General features: G+C 34.9%; 19 protein-coding genes and 1 tRNA gene. 12 read left to right on the forward strand and 8 right to left on the reverse strand.

Annotation, left to right across the window (positions count from 1 at the left end; all coding sequences use genetic code 11):
• Positions 1-5: 5 nt before the first annotated feature.
• Both J7574_RS21320 and J7574_RS21325 read right to left on the reverse strand, forming a co-directional pair.
• Entirely contained in the window at positions 6-1,454 is a 1,449-nt protein-coding gene (locus tag J7574_RS21320; protein WP_290973651.1) for an aspartate ammonia-lyase, read from the reverse strand.
• A gap of 39 nt (positions 1,455-1,493) precedes the next feature.
• On the reverse strand, positions 1,494-2,720 hold the full coding sequence (locus J7574_RS21325; RefSeq protein ID WP_290973653.1) for a DcaP family trimeric outer membrane transporter: 1,227 nt from the start codon (positions 2,718-2,720) through the stop codon (positions 1,494-1,496).
• Positions 2,721-3,163: 443 nt separating this feature from the next.
• Here J7574_RS21325 and J7574_RS21330 point away from each other — a divergent pair, with 443 nt between their 5' ends.
• The gene (locus tag J7574_RS21330) at positions 3,164-4,744 is read left to right on the forward strand and encodes a hypothetical protein (protein ID WP_290973655.1); all 1,581 of its coding nucleotides are present in this window, start codon (positions 3,164-3,166) and stop codon (positions 4,742-4,744) included.
• A gap of 35 nt (positions 4,745-4,779) precedes the next feature.
• On the opposite strand, the gene J7574_RS21335 is transcribed toward J7574_RS21330, so the two are convergent.
• Positions 4,780-5,025, reverse strand: coding sequence for a hypothetical protein (locus J7574_RS21335; RefSeq protein WP_290973657.1), 246 nt, complete (start codon positions 5,023-5,025; stop codon positions 4,780-4,782).
• Between the two features lie 294 nt (positions 5,026-5,319).
• Between J7574_RS21335 and J7574_RS21340 the strand changes: the two genes are divergently transcribed.
• Positions 5,320-6,576 (forward strand): putative DNA modification/repair radical SAM protein, encoded by a 1,257-nt coding sequence (locus J7574_RS21340; protein ID WP_290973659.1) that lies wholly within the window; start codon positions 5,320-5,322, stop codon positions 6,574-6,576.
• 5 nt (positions 6,577-6,581) lie between these two features.
• The gene (locus J7574_RS21345; RefSeq protein WP_290973661.1) at positions 6,582-7,361 is read left to right on the forward strand and encodes a TIGR03915 family putative DNA repair protein; all 780 of its coding nucleotides are present in this window, start codon (positions 6,582-6,584) and stop codon (positions 7,359-7,361) included.
• Between the two features lie 139 nt (positions 7,362-7,500).
• Here J7574_RS21345 and J7574_RS21350 read toward each other — a convergent pair whose 3' ends face one another.
• Positions 7,501-8,868, reverse strand: coding sequence for a glycoside hydrolase family 130 protein (locus tag J7574_RS21350; RefSeq protein WP_290973664.1), 1,368 nt, complete (start codon positions 8,866-8,868; stop codon positions 7,501-7,503).
• A 289-nt stretch (positions 8,869-9,157) separates the two neighbouring features.
• Here J7574_RS21350 and J7574_RS21355 point away from each other — a divergent pair, with 289 nt between their 5' ends.
• Together J7574_RS21355 and J7574_RS21360 are read left to right on the forward strand one after the other, a co-directional pair.
• Positions 9,158-9,697 carry a helix-turn-helix domain-containing protein gene (locus tag J7574_RS21355; RefSeq protein ID WP_290973667.1) on the forward strand — a complete coding sequence of 180 codons (540 nt, stop codon included), beginning with the start codon at positions 9,158-9,160 and terminating at the stop codon, positions 9,695-9,697.
• 88 nt (positions 9,698-9,785) lie between these two features.
• Positions 9,786-10,724 carry a hypothetical protein gene (locus J7574_RS21360; protein WP_290973669.1) on the forward strand — a complete coding sequence of 313 codons (939 nt, stop codon included), beginning with the start codon at positions 9,786-9,788 and terminating at the stop codon, positions 10,722-10,724.
• A 27-nt stretch (positions 10,725-10,751) separates the two neighbouring features.
• On the opposite strand, the gene J7574_RS21365 is transcribed toward J7574_RS21360, so the two are convergent.
• The gene (locus J7574_RS21365; protein ID WP_290973671.1) at positions 10,752-10,994 is read right to left on the reverse strand and encodes a hypothetical protein; all 243 of its coding nucleotides are present in this window, start codon (positions 10,992-10,994) and stop codon (positions 10,752-10,754) included.
• A gap of 398 nt (positions 10,995-11,392) precedes the next feature.
• Between J7574_RS21365 and J7574_RS21370 the strand changes: the two genes are divergently transcribed.
• Complete coding sequence (locus J7574_RS21370; RefSeq protein ID WP_290973672.1) at positions 11,393-11,941, forward strand: DUF4494 domain-containing protein; 549 nt, start codon at positions 11,393-11,395, stop codon at positions 11,939-11,941.
• A 66-nt stretch (positions 11,942-12,007) separates the two neighbouring features.
• On the opposite strand, the gene J7574_RS21375 is transcribed toward J7574_RS21370, so the two are convergent.
• Positions 12,008-12,427, reverse strand: coding sequence for a hypothetical protein (locus tag J7574_RS21375; protein ID WP_290973673.1), 420 nt, complete (start codon positions 12,425-12,427; stop codon positions 12,008-12,010).
• Positions 12,428-12,658: 231 nt separating this feature from the next.
• Here J7574_RS21375 and J7574_RS21380 point away from each other — a divergent pair, with 231 nt between their 5' ends.
• From J7574_RS21380 to J7574_RS21405, 6 genes are all read left to right on the forward strand, one after another.
• Positions 12,659-14,191: a glycosyltransferase family 39 protein gene (locus J7574_RS21380; RefSeq protein ID WP_290973674.1), complete on the forward strand. Its 1,533-nt coding sequence runs from the start codon at positions 12,659-12,661 to the stop codon at positions 14,189-14,191.
• Entirely contained in the window at positions 14,184-14,708 is a 525-nt protein-coding gene (locus J7574_RS21385; protein WP_290973676.1) for a DUF4269 domain-containing protein, read from the forward strand. Before J7574_RS21380 ends, J7574_RS21385 begins: the two co-directional genes overlap by 8 nt.
• Positions 14,709-14,799: 91 nt before the next feature.
• A tRNA-Met gene (locus tag J7574_RS21390) sits at positions 14,800-14,872 on the forward strand.
• Between the two features lie 60 nt (positions 14,873-14,932).
• On the forward strand, positions 14,933-15,187 hold the full coding sequence (locus J7574_RS21395) for a GIY-YIG nuclease family protein (protein WP_290973679.1): 255 nt from the start codon (positions 14,933-14,935) through the stop codon (positions 15,185-15,187).
• A 171-nt stretch (positions 15,188-15,358) separates the two neighbouring features.
• A complete protein-coding gene (locus J7574_RS21400) occupies positions 15,359-15,880 on the forward strand; it encodes a hypothetical protein (RefSeq protein WP_290973682.1) in 522 nt (173 codons plus the stop codon).
• Positions 15,881-16,413: 533 nt separating this feature from the next.
• The gene (locus J7574_RS21405) at positions 16,414-18,078 is read left to right on the forward strand and encodes a S8 family serine peptidase (RefSeq protein WP_290973685.1); all 1,665 of its coding nucleotides are present in this window, start codon (positions 16,414-16,416) and stop codon (positions 18,076-18,078) included.
• 211 nt (positions 18,079-18,289) lie between these two features.
• Here the strand turns inward: J7574_RS21405 and J7574_RS21410 are convergent, their stop codons facing one another.
• Together J7574_RS21410 and J7574_RS21415 are read right to left on the reverse strand one after the other, a co-directional pair.
• A complete protein-coding gene (locus J7574_RS21410; RefSeq protein ID WP_290973688.1) occupies positions 18,290-18,664 on the reverse strand; it encodes a nuclear transport factor 2 family protein in 375 nt (124 codons plus the stop codon).
• 102 nt (positions 18,665-18,766) lie between these two features.
• Positions 18,767-19,567 carry an SDR family oxidoreductase gene (locus J7574_RS21415; RefSeq protein ID WP_290973691.1) on the reverse strand — a complete coding sequence of 267 codons (801 nt, stop codon included), beginning with the start codon at positions 19,565-19,567 and terminating at the stop codon, positions 18,767-18,769.
• Positions 19,568-19,674: the final 107 nt, after the last annotated feature.

The following is a 19,674-nucleotide window of genomic DNA, read 5'->3' on the forward strand; positions in this document are numbered from 1 at the left end:
TGAGGTTATTTTTGGCCTGTTAAAGTTGCTGGATCAAGCAGCTTTTTAATTTGATCTTCTGTTAGCAATTTCTTTTCGCGTATCAGCTCCAGAATTCCTTTATTGGTTGCAAGCGCTTCTTTGGCCAGTTCTGTCGTTTTTTCGTAACCCAAAATAGGATTTAGAGCCGTTACAACACCAACACTTCTGTCCATATAATGCGCTAAAATGTCTTTATTTACTGTGATGCCATCGATACAGTTTTTTCTAAACAATGGCATGGCTTTAAAAAACAATCCTTGCGATTCCATCATTGCAATGGCTTGAACAGGTTCAAAAGCATTTAATTGCAATAAGCCAGACTGAGCGGCAACTGTAACTGTGAGGTCATTTCCCATAACTTTAAAACATAACTGGTTCATAAGTTCTGGCATAACCGGATTTACTTTTCCTGGCATAATTGATGATCCTGGCTGAAGTGCAGGAAGATTGATCTCGAAAAGTCCCGTACGCGGCCCTGAAGCCAAAATGATCAAATCGCTGCTTATTTTTGCCAGTGCAACTGCCATACTCTTAAGCGTAGAAGAATACATTACAAATCCCTGCTGACTGGTAGTTGCCGCGATAAGATCTTTGCTCATCACGATGGGCTTGCCAGTAATTTTTGCAAGATGCGTTGCTACTTTTTCAGCATAACCTGGAGAGGCCGTAATTCCTGTCCCGATAGCAGTAGCGCCCATATTTTGCTCACATAGATAAACTTCTGATTTTTTTAAAGCATTAATTTCTGCATCCAATTGATTACCAAAAGCATGAAATTCCTGCCCCACCGTCATGGGTACGGCGTCCTGTCCTTCAGTACGTCCCATTTTGATGATATCTTTAAATTCGTCTCCTTTTTTATGGAAAGCTTTTGCTAGAAGATCGGCTTCTTTGACCAACTTATCGTTATGAAGCAATAATGCCACTTTGATAGCAGTTGGGTACACATCGTTGGTAGATTGCCCCATATTTAAATCATCATGAGGCTCGATGTATTGATATTCACCTTTTTTATGTCCGCTTAGTTCCAATGCGATATTCGCCAGAACTTCGTTCACATTCATATTGGCAGAAGTACCAGCACCGCCTTGATACAAATCAACCAGAAATTGATCGTGGTATTTGCCGTCTATTACTGCTTGGCAAGCTTTTTCTATGGCAGCCAATCTGTCTTTTTTAAGTCGGCCAACATCGGCATTAGCACGTGCTGCGGCCAGTTTAACCATAGCAAAAGCTCGAACATAATCGGGATAAAATTGTGTTGTCATTCCGCTTATCTGGAAATTTTCCAATGCTCGGGCTGTCTGCACTCCGTAGTAAGCGTTTGCAGGAATCTGTTTTTCTCCTAGAAGATCTTTTTCAGTTCGGGTCTGCGCATTAAGTGTGCTTATAGACAATCCGAACAACAGTAGATATTGTACAGTTTTATACATATTTTTTTCTTTTTTTGTGATTAAAAAACAGAATGCTTTTTATTGATTCTTTTTATAAAATGCTTGTGAGAAGTTGTATCTAAAAGAAAACTGCAGTTTGTTTATAGAAGTACTCCACCCGTCGTTGTAATTTTCGCGGTTACCCCACTGAAACTCCACTCCGACCATACAGTTTTTTACAGGAGTATATAGAAGGTTTCCTAGAATATATTGTCCCTTTTTGAAAGCCTGATCTGTTTGTCCGTCTGAGTTATCGATATCGATCATAGAATATCCTATCGCAGTACTAAACTTATCGCTCCAATTATGATCTAAAAAGGCCACAACACCTACCAAAGGAAGTGCAACTCCTTTTACTGGCGTTACTGGATTTCCTGGATTGTTTTTAATACCAATATCTACAGGAGCGTCGTTCATGTAGTTCTGCACCCCTTCTCCGTACATAACTTGACCTCTAAAAACATCATTTTTACTGAAATTGATGTTTGTACTTAAATTAAGTCCCCATCCTACTGCATCTCCAGACAAATTATATTGGTCGTTATTCTGGTCTTTCCATTCAATTTTTCTTACGATACCAGCTAACTCAACATAACCCCATTTGGTTCCAAGATGATACTCTGCAGAAAGGTCTGGCAACGGAAATCTTGCTTTTACGCCTTGCAGTTCAACACGATTGGCATAATCTCCTTGATCGGCACTTGCTCCAGGTCTTTCTAATGCAATAGTTAAACGGGTATCGCCTTGAATTGGCATATAACGTATTTGAATATTACGGAAGAATACCATTCCGGTTGGCCCCCAATATTCTAATGAATTCGGAAATACGCCAATATCCATGAATGGGCTCCACGTTTGCCCTGCTCCAAATTTTCCTAATTCGGCATAAGCATGACGCAGACGAAAAGTAGTTTGTCCTGCATCTACACCTGTACCAAACAATTCAAACTCAAACGTTGTTTTTAATTCGCCGAGTCCTGTGTCAAAATAATTCTTAAAGCCTAATCTGGTCTGACGAACAGAAGCGTAGTAACTGCCATCTGGGCCGTATTCGTTTTTAAAAGAAGGAAGTTTGGTTGGCCTTACTACATCATACCAATCCGATTGGATTTGATTGAAATTATAACCTATATCAGTCATAATAAAACCGTAGATTTCCATGCTTTTTGATCCTTCCTCTTGAGCTTGAGCAAAAGCGGAAATGAGAAAACAAATTATAATGGCCCGATGCCTCATCGCTACCATTTGTAAAAACCTTTTTTTCATAATGATTATAGTTTGTTTTATATAGTGGGATAACTCTACTTACTATTCATTTGCTTTTTACAATCTTGGCTTAAAATAAATTCGATTTATTTTAAAAAATCTGCATTCTCGGTACTGGTTTTTCGACCTCCAAAAGTTTTTCAATACTATCGGAATTTTCGTCTTTGGATGAGACTGAAGGATTAAAACGATCTCATAACGTCATTTTTTTTGTTAAAAAAGCAAAAAAAGGACTAGATATCAACTGATTATCAAACAAATATAATCAATGCTAATGCACGATTAGAGTTAATAACGGTTACATTTAACGGTTAAAACATAAGATTAATAATATTAATATGTTAAATCTTCACATTATTTTATAAATTTGTAAGTACATCTTATTTAACATTTTATACGCCAGTGACTTTTTTTTAGACGTTAATAATTTCAAATAATTTATTATGGAGTCAATAAAAAAAATCCCTTCGGATACTATCTATAACGAACTGGAAAATGTTTTAAAGTTTTATTCTTTCAAAAACTCAATGCTGTTGAGCAATTTTCTGCGGTACATTGTAAAAGAAACGATAGACGAAAGACAGCAGTATATTAAAGAGTATTCTATAGCCGTAAACGCTTTAAGCAGACCTTCTCATTTTAACCCGCATGATGATGCAATGGTTCGCATTCATGCAGGAAGATTAAGAAAACTGCTCAATGAATATTATTCTACTGATGGAAAAAACAATTCGGTGATTATTCATGTCCCAAAAGGCCGTTATGTTCCCGAATTTATTCATAACAGCAAGCTGAGACAAATGGATTTGCCAATCAGCACAAGTAAAGCCATTCCGATTATTACAGTTTTCCCATTTAAATCTACCGCTCAGAAACCTGATTTAGAAGCTTTTTCACAAATTCTTTCCGAAGAAATAAGTGCCGAACTTTCCCGTTTTCAAGACATTTCTGTAATAGGCCATTTTACCTCTGATGTTGTTTCGAAAATTAATGAAAATGTTTTGGAAGCTGCGAGCCTAGTAGGAGCCGATTTTATCATCAACGGACACATTCAAATTATCAATAACAAACTGCAGATCAGAATCAATCTCATAGACTCATCTTCAGGAAAATTCATATTGACCAAAGTGTTTACCCCTGCCACTATCGATGATGGCATTAGAATTCAAAATGAGATCGTAAAAGATATTGTCTCTACAATTGGCGGCTATTATGGCATTATCTTTAAAGAAATGGTGAAAACAGCGCCATCTAAAATAGCCAGCAATTCAGGGATTTTAAAGGCAATTTGCAGCTATCATGAATACCAATGTTCTTATTCTATTGAAAATTATGCCAATGCGCTATCCCATTTAAATGAAGCTGTAGAATTAGACCCAAATCATTCTATTGCTTGGGCCATGCTAGGCGAAATGCATTTGGCTTCTATTGGTCTAGGAATAGAGAATTACAAGAAAACCATCGAAAAAAGCAGTCATTGCATCTCAAAGGCTTTACAAATAGATCCTAACTGCCAGCAAGCGTGGTACGCACTTGTGCTTTTAAACTGTTTTAAGAAAGATCAAGACAACTGCCTTTCTGCCGCAGAACAATGTCTAAAAATAAATCCTAATGCTTCTGGAATTGCCTCTGGAATTGGCTGTATGCTCATTTTTGCAGGCTATTTTGAAAAAGGTTTCAACTTGCTAGAAAATTCGACTCGCATAAATCCATCACATCCTTGGTGGATTAATATTGGATATTGCTATTATTACATTCACAAAAAAGACTACCAAAAATCTTTATACTGGGCAGAGAAAATGGATTTTAGCGAAACCATCTGGGATTCTTTACTAAAAGCAGTTTCCTTATCGCTATTGAGCGAAGATGCAAAAGCAAAAATACATTTAAACAACCTTCTAGAACTACAACCTCAAACCGCAACAGAAATAAAAGAAATACTTTCCAGTTTTATGTTTTCAGACGAAGTAGTTTTTAGAATGGTAAATAGCTTGAAAAGAATTGGGTTGAAAGATGCTTTTTGATTCTTTAATTTGAAACCAAAACGACAAATTTTGAACTACGCCACTTTCTTCGCTGCTCGTTTTTTCTTTTCTAATAATTTAAGATGATTTTCGGCACATAGAATTTTCTCGGTCGTGCCGTTTTTTTGTATTTCGATGAGGTAATGAAAATCTCTTTCTTTCGAAGTCGATTTTATGATTAACCCCTTTTTAAAATCCATTTTTCTTTCGATAATGGTTCCCTTATAAGATCTCCCACTCAATGCCGTGTAGGAAACATCTTGTCCTTTTACAAATTTCATTGTTTTAGCCGTTTGTTCCTAATATTTGCTAATACTTCTAAATCTGAAAAACTAATGTTAAGGGGGGAAATCAGTTTTTCTATTTCGGCGAATGTAAAAAGTTTTAGCAATTTACAACCCCGTATTTATACCTGTTTTTTGAATCTTAAATATAGTTATTTTTTTAATGTAAAAATAACCTTCCCAAAAAAAATTGATACAATTTAGAACAACTTCTTTTAGCTCTTTTTTAGCATGAATTCCTAGTTTTGAGAGAACGAATCTTTGTTTCAAAAACAACTAAAAAAGAGCAAAATGGTACAGGAAAGAGTGATGGAGAAATTGGCAATTTTAGCAGATGCAGCCAAATATGATGTTTCGTGCTCCTCGGGACAAAGCACCCGTAAAAATAAAAACAAAGGACTAGGAGATACTGGAGGCGGAATCTGCCATGCCTTTACCGAAGACGGGCGCTGTGTTTCTTTATTAAAAATACTGCTTACCAATCATTGCATTTTTGACTGCGCATATTGCGTGAGCCGAAAAAGCAACGACATCAAACGTGCTGCTTTTACCGTGCAAGAAGTGGTTGATTTAACGATTGGTTTTTATCGAAGAAATTATATAGAAGGGCTGTTTCTAAGTTCGGGCATTTTTGACAATGCCGACTATACCATGGAGCGTTTGGTGAGAATTGTAAAAAAACTGCGATTAGAAGAAAACTTCAATGGTTATATTCATCTAAAAGCAATTCCTGGCGCAAGTGAAGAATTGCTCAAAGAAGCCGGATTATATGCCGACCGTTTGAGCGTAAATGTCGAAATGCCAACAGAGCAAAGCCTTAAACTGCTAGCGCCAGACAAAAATCATAAAGACGTGATAAAACCGATGGAATATCTTAAAAATGAAATTGTTGGTTATCAGGAAGAGAAAAAATCCAATTATAAAACACCGCTTTTTGCTCCAGCAGGACAAAGCACGCAAATGGTGATTGGCGCAACCAAAGAAAATGATATGGAAATTCTGGGAATGGCCAATTATTTTTACGAACAAATGAAGATGCGCCGCGTATATTATTCGGGTTATGTGCCAATAAGTTACGACAACAGACTTCCAGCTATTGGAACTCCCGTGCCAATGATTCGCGAAAATCGTTTGTATCAAGCCGATTGGCTAATTCGATATTACGGGTTTAATGTCAACGAAATTGTTGGTTTTGACCAGCCGAATCTCGATTTGGATATTGACCCCAAATTAGGTTGGGCTTTGCGAAATCTGCACCAGTTTCCAGTTGATATAAATACGGCAGATTTAGAGCTAATTCAGCGCATTCCTGGAATAGGATTTTTGAGTGCTAAAAAAATTGTAGCGGCAAGAACTTTCAAAAAATTACAGCCAGAAGATTTAAAGAAATTAGGAATTGCCTACAGCCGATCAAAGTATTTTTTGGCTTTTTCTTCGCCATTTCATCTGCAAAAAGATCTGACTCCGATTCAAATAAAAAGCCAGATTCTGAATTTGCAGAACAGCAAATACAAGAATAATTTTTCGAACCAGCTTGCTTTATTTTAATTCAAATGACCCAAATAGTTTATGATGGAAGTTTTGAAGGCTGGCTAACAGCGGTTTTTGAAATCTATGAATACAAACTTAATGATGTTGTTTTTGCGAAAGAGGAGCTATCAAACACTTTACTTTTTTCTAATACGCATTTGGTACTAACTAATGGTGAAAAAGCCAATCGTGTTTTAAATGGTTTGCAGCAACGTCTTTCTATTCATGGTTTCAACAATATTTATTTTGCTTTTTTATCTGGGTTAGATCAGATAGAAGAAACTTTGTTTCGATTTGCAGCCTATGTTTTTGCAAGTCCAATTAATATTGAAGGAGATTTAAGCCGAAGCGAAGTTTTGAATGTGAAAAAAGCAGCGCATGTAACGGGAAAAGAAAGCCATAGAATGAAAGCTTTTGTTCGTTTTAAGCTCACAAAAGACGAATTGTATTATGCCATCATAGAGCCAGATTGCGATGTTTTACCGCTTATCGAACAGCATTTTAAAAACCGTTATGCAGACCAGCGCTGGCTGATTTACGACTCGAAACGCAAATACGGAATCTATTATGATCTGGAAAATGTCTCAACGGTCGAAATGCAGTTTGAGTCGAATGCTTCTTCGAGTTTTTTAGCCGAAATCAATGATGAAAATGAGGAATTTTTCCAGAATTTATGGCGTAATTATTTCAGCAGTGTCAATATCGAATCGCGAAAAAACACCAAACTTCATATCAAACACATGCCCAAACGATATTGGAAAAACCTAACAGAGAAAATTCCGAACCTCAACAAAAGACAGTAAAATCTAGTTTGATCTGTTCAAATCCTTTTAAATCCGCGTGAAATACTTTTACGCATTGATTTTCACGCAGATTTAAAAAGATTATAGCAGATATACGCAGATTACCTATAAACTGTTGAGTGAAATTGAATATAAATTATCACTTACTTTTTTTAAGCGCATCTAGCAGCTCCACCATATCTACTACAGCATAAGTCGAACAATAGTCCGATACGGCATAAGGCAAGATTAAACTGTTGTTATGAATAATGGCTCCGCAGGAATACACCACATTTGGCACATATCCTTCACGTTCATCTTCTAGAGGAGAAAGCAATGGTTCTGCCAATCTTCCTATTTCTTTTGAAGGATCATCCAAATCAAACAGAGAAACGCCAATACAATAACGTCGCATAGAACCTACTCCGTGCGTAATGACAAGCCAGCCTTCTTCTGTCCAAAGCGGCGACCCACAATTTCCTATTTGCGTCAATTCCCAAGTAAAACGGGGTTCTTGCAGTAAAACAGGCTTATTCCATTGCGTTACTCGATCAGAATACATAATGTAATTATTTACTCCGTCAATTCGCGCCAACATGGCATATTTGCCTTTTATTTTTCGAGGAAACAAGGCTAGATTTTTGTTCTGCGCACCTTCTCCGTGAAGCGGCATTACTCTAAAACTATAAAAATCTTCGGTCGAAATTAATTTTGGCAGAATCGTATGTCCGTTATAAGCGGTATACGTTGCCATAACGCGAGTCGAACCATTATCATCGGTAAAACGCACAAAACGAGCATCTTCAATTCCGCGGCTTTCAGAATCAGAAATCGGAAATATAACACGTTCTGTGATATCAGAATCATGTTTAAACTGCAAATCGTAAAAAGAATTCGCCAGCCACAAAATTTCTTCCAGAGCCACTTTTCTTTCCTCACGGATTAAAGGATCTTTTAAATTCTCAATCAGCATGTTTTTAAGAACCGCAAATTCAAATTCTTCTGGAAGATCCTGCATAATTTGTCCGATATATTTATCAGTTGTATGCATTTCGTAAAGCTTGGTGAGAAATCGTTCTTTATTAAACAAAGTTTTATGTTCGATTTCTGCCTGATCAATATGATTTCCAATCTTCATAATATGCAAATCATTATCTCGATCTAAAATAGCTCTTCTAAAAACAATCGACGAAATATGACCTTCACCAGTTGCTCGAAAAGAAATAATTACTCGCTTTTCTCCCGCTTCTAAGCCCGTCTGATCAAAATCTTCTACAATCGAAGGATTAAAAATCGCAGCCGATTCTATTGCATATTCCATTGTGCAATAAGAACCAATAAGCATTTTTCGGTCTAGCGACAGGGCTTCATAATCAATCTGCATGCCCTCGATTATCGGCCTTATTCGCTCGCAATGTCTAAAAAATACTGCCGAAATATTTCGATGTCTCCTCGCAAATTCGCGAAGTGTCTGCTCCAGAGTCTGTAGGACTTGTTTCTCGTCTAGCATCATTATCCGAAGTACCATTTGCTGGGTCCTTTCTTGCCCATTCATAAAATATCGGGCAACAACTCTTCTGGAATCTGGCAAAAACTTTATATTTTTTCGGACAACGGATACTCGCATAACTGGAAAATTTTATAATAATAACATTAAGGAATCTATTTATTACACAACAAGTTAATGATTTTTGTTAAAGAAAAAAACTTAATTTTTTATTAAAACTTCCAATTTCCCTGTAATTCAAGGATTTTTTTATGCTGTTTTCATCAAAAGTTTTTTCATAATTTCGTCTCTAGACCTCCAACCTAAAACAATGAAGAATAAAGTTAAATTTTTGAGAGAAGAAAAAAACATGACTCAAAATGAACTTGCCGAAAAATCGGGTCTTTCTTTACGCACGATTCAGAGAATTGAGGCTGGAAATATCCTGAAAGGCTTTACTTTAAAAACGATTGCCGAAGCACTGGAAACCAATCCCGAAAACCTCATCGTCAAAAAGGAAAACATTCAAATTGAAAGAGCCAAACTTATTAATCTTTCTGTTTTGTCTGGACTTATTATTCCGTTTGGAAGCGTCATTTTCCCTTTACTATTAACTTACAAAACCCAAGATGCGGCAAACAAAGAATTAGGAAAACAAATTGCAAGCATTCAAATTATTCTAAGCCTTGTGTTTTCTATTTTGATGATTGTAAGTCCGTTTCTGCAAAATTCATTTTCTTTAAAATTTCCACTTTTTATTGTTCCTTTAATTGCATATCTAAGCCTTAAACTCCTTATTGTCATTTTAAACGGAATCTGTTTAAACCAAAAACAAGAGCTAGCTATAAAACTGAAAAACAAATTCTTATAATACAAGTCATAAAAATGGCGTAAAACTGTCGTATGGTTTTAGCACGAAAATCGGAATCGAAACCCGAATCTTGCAGAAAAAACAAACCATGAAATTATTTAAGAAGATTGCCAGTGTATTTTTAGTGATTATCGTTTTATTCCTTTTGGGAGGATACTTTTATTTCCAAAAGAAATTTACTCCGCCAGAAAACTATTTGAAAGTTTCTGGAACTGCAGAAAACATTCCTATAAAATGGATTGCCAGTAACGAAAACTCCCATTCGGCTTTGCTTTTGCCAATAAAAATTAACGGAATTGACCAAACCTTTTACATGCAGTTTGATTCGGGTTTGGCTACTACTGTTTTCTACAAAAAATCTTTAGAATCAATCACTGGAAAATTCAAAAATCAGATTAAAATTGATAGTGCAAACAATGAGATTTCAGCTGATTTTGTAATTGGAAAAATGAAAGTCTCGTCAAACACTTTTGAAGTTTTGGATTATGGCGAAAAAGTTAATTTTGACGATCCGAAAGCAGCGAATATAATTGGAACAATCGGAACCGATTTACTAGAAAAACGAATTACTATTCTAGATTTTAAAAACAATCAATGCTCTTTCGTAGAAAAAATTCAGGAAAATGATTTTGCTGATTTTGAATTTAAAAAACGTAAAATTCTAATTCCTTCCATTATCGAAAATCAAAATCTAAAACTATTGTACGATTCTGGAACAAGCGGTTACGAACTTGTAACAACTAAGGAAATTTGGGAGCAATACAGAATTAAAAACAGTGCTGTAAAAACCGAAAAAGGAAATTCTTGGGGAAATACGTTAAGTGTTTATTCTGCTTCCGCGAAAAGGAAAATACAATTTGGCAAAGTAACTTTAGATCTCTCTCAAGTGACTCATATTGAAGGCACGTCAGATCTGCAGAAATTTTTGATGAAACGTTCAGGAATGCAAGGAATGATTGGCAATAAACTTTTTCTCAATCACAAATTGATTCTGGATTGTAAAAACGAAAAATTCAAGTTGGAATAACATCAATTTCTACTACAGGAAACCGCTTTAAGAATTGGTGTTAATGATGTTTTTGACATTCTCTATAAAGGTTTCGGTGTCTTTAATTTCTTGTTTAATCAAATCGTGATGATCAGACAAATTGTGCTGTTCGATCATGTCCTTTTTTAAGTATTTAATCATCGATTCTAGACTTCTTGTATCGTTTTGATTTTGTCTTTTTAATTCGCGCTGTTTGCTTTCCAAGTATTTTAAAGTCTCCTTTAACTTCTGAATGTTTAATTTCCCCAACCTTAGATTTTTAATAATTAATAAAAAACAATAGCTAGAAATGCGGTAAGATTCAATATGCTCCAAAAACCACTATCATTCGAAATTACCTCATTCCTAGACATTGTTATAAATAGTTACGTATAAACGAATTCTTTGGATTTAAGAAATTTCATATTTTTTTATAATTCTTTCAGAGCAAAAACAAACATCTGTTTTACAGCTCTTTAAATCCGAATAATACAAAAGCAGGATATTTTTTATTTATTACAATGAACATCATCAGATATTGAAACACAACTTTCAGAACATCAAAACGTTATCAAAAAACAGCTAAAATTGTGAATATCTATTTGAGGATTTAACCATTTTTTGTACTGTAAAATTTATCTTTGGCATCCTTAAAAATCTTAAAAGAAATGAGCGCAGTTTGGTACGAATGCAAAGTAAAATATAGAAAAACAGATGAAACTGGAGGACAAAAAGTTTTAACCGAGCCTTATTTGGTTGATGCTTTGTCTTATACAGAAGCTGAAAAAAGAATGACCGAAGAAATGGCTGCTTATACTAGTGAAGAATTTAAAATCACAGCTATAAAAGTGGCAAATTATGCCGAAATTCATCCTTTTGAAAATGCAGACAGATGGTTTAAATCTAAAATCACTTTAATTGCTTATGATGAAGAAAGCGGCAAGGAAAGAAAAACGAGCATGTATATGCTGGTTCAAGCAAATGATGTTCGCGAAGCTTTTGACAATACACTTCATATAATGAAAAATACAATGGGAGAATATTCTATTCCAGCGATTTCTGAAACCGCAATTATGGACGTTTTTCCTTATTTCAGCGGTGAAGAAGGCGAAACAGAAATGTTGGAAAGATTTAATGCCTTAAAAGCATCTAAACCAGAAAAACCAGAGGCCGAAATAATCGACCACATGGAATTTGAAACTGCAGTAGAGGAATAATACTCCTAAAGGCATAAAAAACAAAAAGCTTCAGAATATCTGAAGCTTTTTTATTTTAGACCATTTTTAATAAAGCATTTTTGCCAACGGTGTTACTGCCGAAGCTGATTTGGGTAATAAAGCTGTTAATGCATCAAATTGTGTCGGACTGATGTTCTTTTTCATTTTAGAGATGAAAGACTCTCTAGTCGCAGTCATTTTAGAAGTATAATCTGCCTTGTCGGTAGCCATTGAAGGCAAAATGTTCTTCTTTTTATTTAGTGTTTCATTAACCAACGAATTTACCAATGGTTTTTGAGCATCGGTTAATTTCAATTTTGGAGAAAGCACTCCCATAACCTGATTCGCGATACTAGCAACATCAAAAGCGGGTACTGCTGCTGTCGACGCCTTACTGGCCGCTTTTGTAACGTCTCCTATACTTTGTGCGTTTGCAAATGAAATTGTCCCCAAAAAGACAACTAAAATCAATAATTTCTTTTTCATGGTATTTTTGTTTTAAAGTTATTTGCTTGATACTAAAGGTAATAAAAATGTTAATTCGATTGACATCTTAAAACCATAAACATTTAAAGGTCTGCACTTTACATCATTTCATCAAGAAATATTTCAGATATTCAAAAATCAAAATAAGTCCTATCTTAGCTACAGAATTACATTTTGATTTAAAACCATTTACAGCACAAAAGCAAACAAACCAAAAAAACCAAAAACCGCATGACCAAAAAGAACCTGATTTTATTCGGATTTATAATTCTAAAATTCATCTTGCAATATGTTTTAATTAGTCCGGAATACGATTTACAGCGCGACGAATATCTGCATCTCGATCAAGCCAATCATTTGGCTTGGGGCTATTTATCCGTTCCGCCGGTTACGTCTTGGTTTTCGTATATCATTCTTTTGCTTGGAAATTCGTTTTTCTGGATCAAGTTCTTCCCTGCCCTATTTGGCGCTTTGACACTTTTGATTGTCTGGAAAGCAACAGAACTTCTTAAAGGCAATCTTTATGCTTTAATTCTGGGCTCAATATGCGTTTTGCTTTCCTGCTTGCTGCGTTTAAACATGCTTTATCAGCCCAACTCTTTTGATATTTTGTGCTGGACTGCGCTCTATTATGCTTTAATACAATATCTGACTTCAGAAAATACTAAATGGTTGTATTATGGAGCGATAATTTTTGCTTTCGGTTTCTTAAATAAGTACAACATCTTGTTTTTATTACTTGGATTAATTCCAGCTCTTTTGCTTTCTCAACAGCGAAAAATACTAGGTAAAAAAGAGTTTTATCTGGCCTTGCTCCTCGGACTCCTTATTATTTTACCTAATCTTTATTGGCAATACAGCAACCATTTCCCAATTGTCCATCACATGAAGGAATTGGCCAAAACACAATTGGTGAATGTCAATTTAGGCGATTTTCTAAAAGAGCAGATTCTATTTTTCGTCGGCGGATTATTTGTGATTTTAGCCGGACTTTATGCAGTTTTGTTTTACCAGCCTTTCAAAAAATACCAGCTCTTTTTTGCTTCGTTTGTTTTCACACTTTTGATTTTCATTTATTTTAAAGCAAAAGCCTATTATGCTATTGGATTATACCCTATTTACCTTGCTTTTGGATCTGTTTATATTTCAGATATTCTAAATAATGGCTGGAAACGTTATCTAAAACCCGTTTTCATTCTCATTCCGTTATTGCTTTTTATTCCGATTTATGATGTTGCTTTTCCAAATAAAAGTCCCGAATATATGGTAGCACATTCTGAACCATACAAAAAACTGGGAATGCTTCGTTGGGAAGACGGAAAAGAGCATCATATGCCACAGGATTTTGCCGACATGTTGGGCTGGAAAGAATTGGCTAGAAAAACAGATTCGCTTTATGCTTTATTGCCCAATCAGAAAGAAACTATTGTGCTTTGCGACAACTACGGACAAGCCGGAGCAATTAATTTTTATTCTAAAAAAGGAATTAAAGCGGTTTCTTTCAATGCCGACTACATCAATTGGTTTGATCTCAGTATTCCCTATAAAGATCTTATTCGCGTTAAGGATTTTGATGAAAACAACGAAGAGTTGAAAGCAAGCGGTCCATATTTTGAAACGGCAGCCATTGGCGGTCAAGTCACGAATAAATATGCTAGAGAATATGGCGCTACAATTTTTGTTTTTACGAATGCTAAAGTCGATATCAACAAAAAATTAGAACTGGAAATCAACGAAGAAAAAGGTTATATCGAAAATGATTAATTTTAAGGATATATCTTATTTACAATCTGGAAATCCCAGACAGCAATCCGCATTTACTGTTTTAGCCCAACATAAGGTTTTGGAAAATCTTGCTGCATTTGATCCGATTTTGGTTGGCACGATTCCGATCAATATTGCGATCGAAAGCAGCGATTTGGACATTGTCTGCTATTGGAAAAACAAAGCTGATTTTATCGAAAAGATAAAGCAACTGTTTGGAAAAGAAAACCGTTTTTCTATTAGAGAAGATCTCATGAATAACCAAGAATCTGTTATTGCGAATTTCTTTATTGATGCTTTCGAAATCGAAATCTTCGGACAAAATACGCCTACCGAACTTCAAAACGGCTATAGACACATGCTTATTGAACACGAAATTCTAAACTCAAAAGGCGAAAACTTCCGATTGGAAATCATAAAACTAAAAGAAAGCGGCATAAAAACCGAACCCGCTTTTGGTCTGCTATTAGGCTTAAAAGGAAACGTTTACGAAGCATTATTAAACTACAAAACATAAGAAAAAGCTATTTTATTGAAAATTTTAAAAAATAAAACTCTAAAATAACTTGCAAAACCGTATTTAGTGTGTATCTTTGCACCCGAAACATCGCGGGATAGAGCAGTAGGCAGCTCGTCGGGCTCATAACCCGAAGGTCACAGGTTCGAGTCCTGTTCCCGCTACTAGGAAAAAACACCACTTACAACGAGTGGTGTTTTTTTTTGTTTATAGCATTTTGCAAGATGGATGAATTTGTTGTTTACATTCTTTATTCTGAAAAATTCAGGAAAACTTATACTGGCTTTACTTCTAACTTAATTGAGAGATTTAAATCTCATAATTTTCTTGAGACAAAAGGCTATACTCCAAAATTCAGACCATGGATAGTTATGCACGTTGAATTTTACAATTCAAAATCTGAAGCTATGAAAAGAGAAAAATATTTGAAAACTGGAATAGGAAGAGAATTCATTAAAAATCTTATTTCCAAAATTTAACTCGGCAGGCTCATATCCGCCGCGGCGGACACAGGTTCGAGTCCTGTTCCCGCTACTAAGACAAAGCTTCAGAGAAATCTGGAGCTTTTTTTGTTTAGACTATTCTTTAATAACTTTGTGTTGACGAACTTAGACTCTCGCACTAGCGGGTAAAATTTAAAATCAAGCTTAATGAAGCAATTTGATCTAATATACGATTTTGGAATTTTGGAAGTGATACGAAAATCATGGTTTATAATTATACCTCTGTTTTTTTATTGGCTATCAGTTAATAAACTCCGAAATAAAAAAGATAAAGAAGAAAATTTGATTCAGAATCCTTTATCGCAAAGCAAAAGCTTCGATACAACAAAAGCGCAAATAATCAAATATGCTTCAATCATTATTTTTGTGTTTCTGGTCATTCTACAAACAAAAAAGATATACCGAACTTATAGCATTTTGAACAATGGATTAAAATCAATAGAAGGTTATGTGAGTGACTTTCATGGAATGCCATCATCTGGACACGATACTGAACGATTCAAAGTTAGAAATGTAAAATTCGAATTTTCAGATTTTGACTTAACTGACTTTGGATACAATAACGCTAAATCAAAAGGAGGCGTGATAGATGAAAACGTTTATATTAGATTGAAATATTATCAATCAAAAGATCGAAATGTCATACTTAAATTAGAAAAGAGAAAATAAAAACTTTAGCTAATAGCAATTATAACGGATTTGGACAATTGACACAATGGAAAGTTTTTTTGTAATTAAGATGCTAATGCAAAAATCGCATAATAATCTAAAATAATCCGGTTAGATATTTGAATGCTTCCCGCTACTAAAGAAAACATCATTTGAAAAAATGGTGTTTTTTTTTATTCTAAATTTAACAGCTCTTCAGACTCATATCCGCCGTGGTGGATACGCATTTGAGTCTTCACAGGGCGAACTACTAAGACAAAAAGCTTCAGAGAAATCTGGAACTTTTTTTTACTTACCTTTGAACATCTCGTCTTGTTCACGAGCGTGACGCTCGCGCCAGCGCAGGAGATTGAAGTAAAAAATATGCATTTAATTATTGAGGCAGGAATCCATTTTGATACAGACAAGAGTAGGAAGTGTTCATCTGAAGATTATCGTTAAATTACATTTTCAAAATTCTACATATAAATCTAAAATATCACAATAACAAAATGAGGTCACTCTGCACTATAACTCTATTTTTTTTCTTTTTCATGAGTTGTAAATCAACAAAAGAAATAAACATTACAAATACAAACATTCTATTAAACAAAGAATTAACGCCTTTAGAATTACAAACTTGGTATCAAAAAGATTATCTCGAAGATTCGATTCCTGGAATTTCATTAAATAAGTGGTATCGTACAAATAAAAAGAAACCTAAAAACAAAAGTATCATTGTCGCCGTAATTGATACTCAAATTGATATAAATCATGAAGATTTACAAGGACAACTTTGGACAAACAACAAAGAAATCCCAAATAATGGTATCGATGACGATAATAACGGCTATATAGATGACATTAACGGCTGGAGTTTCATAGGAACTAAGAGCGGTGGTTATGTGGTATGGAACAAGTACGAATATACGCGTATTGTACAAGCATGGGAACCATTATTTAAAGACAAAACCGAATCACAAATTGACCCTAAAAATATATTTAACTACAACGAATACAACAGAGCATTAAAAGAACTGGAAGAAGAAAATAAGTTTTATAAAAATTGGTTAAAATCGCTAGATCATCATGTTGCAACTTATTCTTTAGTTCAGGATACTTTAAAATATTTTTTCCCTAAAGAAGATTACACTTATCAACAATTGGATAGTTTATATAAAAAGTATAAAATAAACGACAAAAGATACAGACTGAGACGTGATGACAATGACAAGGATTTAGGAGCGTTAATTAGTTATAAAATGGTCAGCCTTGAAGTTGGTCAAAACACATTGCAAGACATCATAAACCAACAAAATGAGCTAGATTCTATTATCAATAAAAATCTAAATGTAAATTATAATGAACGCCTGTTAATTGGTGATAATCCTAACGTTTTAGAAAAGGGTTATGGTAATAATAATGTAAGCAATAATAAAGAAGGACATAGATCTATTCAGGATCATTGCACCAAAATGGCAGGGGTTATTGGAGCCAACAGAGAAAATAATATAGGCATAAAAGGAATTACACAAAATGTAAAAATCATGCCGTTGAATATTGCTTCAATGGCAGACGAAAATAATAAAGATATTGCCATGGCTATTTATTATGCTGTAGATAATGGTGCAAAGATAATAAATATGTCTTTTAGCAATAGTTTCTCTTTACATAAGGATTGGCTCGCAGATGCACTTACATATGCCGAAAAACACGATGTATTATTAGTTCGTAGTGCTGGTAATGCCGAAAATGATACTGATAAAACAATATACTACCCAACAGATATAAATCTGGGTGATACCAAAGAATTTTGTTCTAATCTAATCATTGTAGGATCTGTTACGCATAAACCGGACAGTACATTTGTATCTGATTTTTCAAACTATGGAAAACAAAATGTAGACTTATTTGCTCCGGGAGATGAAATATATTCTACTTCAGCTAGCAATAAATATGAATTTGACTCTGGTACCTCATTGTCTGTTCCGATGGTTTGCGGAACAGCAGCATTGATTCGCTTATATTACCCAAATCTTACAGCAACACAGGTTAAACAAATTATTTTGGACTCAGGAACCTCGTATAACTTGGAAGTTATAGTGCCGGGAACAAAAGACAAAAAAGTTCAGTTTTCTGAATTATCTAAATCGGGAAAAGTTTTAAATGTTTACAATGCAATGCAACTTGCTAAAAAGGTTAACAAGAAAAAGAAATAAAACCAGTTTAAAATTTATCTTTTTTACAATATGTACTGAGCCCCTTAATTTCGTTTCATTTTATTTGGGCAGATAGTTGCTATTTTAGAAAAACGCATTAATTCCCTGATTTTTTCGAAATCACTAAAGAAAGAGAAAAGCTCCAGATTCCCTCTGAAGCTTTTTGATTTCACAACATTTTATTTATCGCGAGGAGATATTCAAACAACTATTATTTCTCCAATTCCGTTTCGGTATGCATCACACAAGCCCATTTATTGTTTTCTTTAATCCAGGTAGAAGTACAGACACATTTTATAGGCGCTTTTTGACTGTCTTCTAATAATGTAAAATCCAGATAATATCCTATTACGGCAGTATTTTCGCTAATTAGTTTTTCTGTTACATCGTAGATCTTGAGTACTTTTATTTTATTGGTTTGCCCAGAGTCGAACATCTTTTTGAACTCGGCTTCGCTGATACTCTGAACACCGTTTTTCCCCGCAACTATGCATGGAAACGACGTCAGATTTTTTACTGTTTCATAATCATGATTTTCAACTCCGTGCCAGTATTTTTTTTCTAGCTCTATAATCTGTACTTCCATAATATCTCGTTGTTAGTTAGACATTTCACAAATTTCAAATTAATATTGATTTAAAACTTCTCTTTTAACATAGATTTAATTCTCAAAAAGAAAGCTTCAGAATTACGAATCTGGTTTTGCACCTTTTGAGATTATAGATCGCATCACTGCAGGAAACCATCTTTGCAGCCACACAGCTAGTTTGCCATGAGCAGTAAAAACGTAATTTCTCTTTCTCTTTAAAATAGCTTCTATCATGACTTTCGCGGCTTTATCTGTAGGCCACATCAAATTTGACGGTCGCGAATCTGACTGTTCTGGATGCCAAACTCCGTCATTGTCAACTCTCGCAATTTCCGAAACTACAAATCCGGGATGCACCGTTGTACAGCTTACTCCTGTACCCATTAATTCAACTTGCAAAGTCTGACCAATAGAGTTTACAGCCGCTTTTGAAGCGCCATACGCGCCTACATTAGGATTGGGAAGATACGCCCCTACACTTCCCACTAAACCAATTCTTCCTTTGGTTTTCTTTAAATGCGGCAATGCATATTTTACCGTTAGCGCTAAGCCCGTAACATTGACTTGCAATTGTCTATTCCAATCTTTGGCTGTTAGGTTTTCGATACTGCCAAAAACTCCAAAACCTGCATTAGCTATAACTATATCCAAACACCTCCATTCTTTTATGATTTGTTGAACGGCATTTTCGATAGCGGTTTCTTCCATTATATCACACGGAATTACCAACGCTTCTCCGCTTGATTCTCTTATTGTGTCAGCAACTTTGTCCAATAGCTCTTTGCGTCTGGAAGAAAGCACTACTTTATATCCTAATCTTGCACATTCAATGGCTATTGATTTTCCAATGCCAGATGAAGCGCCCGTTATCCATATTACTTCTTCCTTTGCTTTTGCCATTTTTACAATGTTTATCTCAAATATATAACTTATTCATTATAAATCATATAACAAAATATAAAGCTTTTATATTCGTCCGTTTATAAGCAGAACGCTAGCAAGGAGAA

Origin of the sequence: Flavobacterium sp. (assembly GCF_017744675.1) — a bacterium.
Lineage (GTDB): Bacteria > Bacteroidota > Bacteroidia > Flavobacteriales > Flavobacteriaceae > Flavobacterium.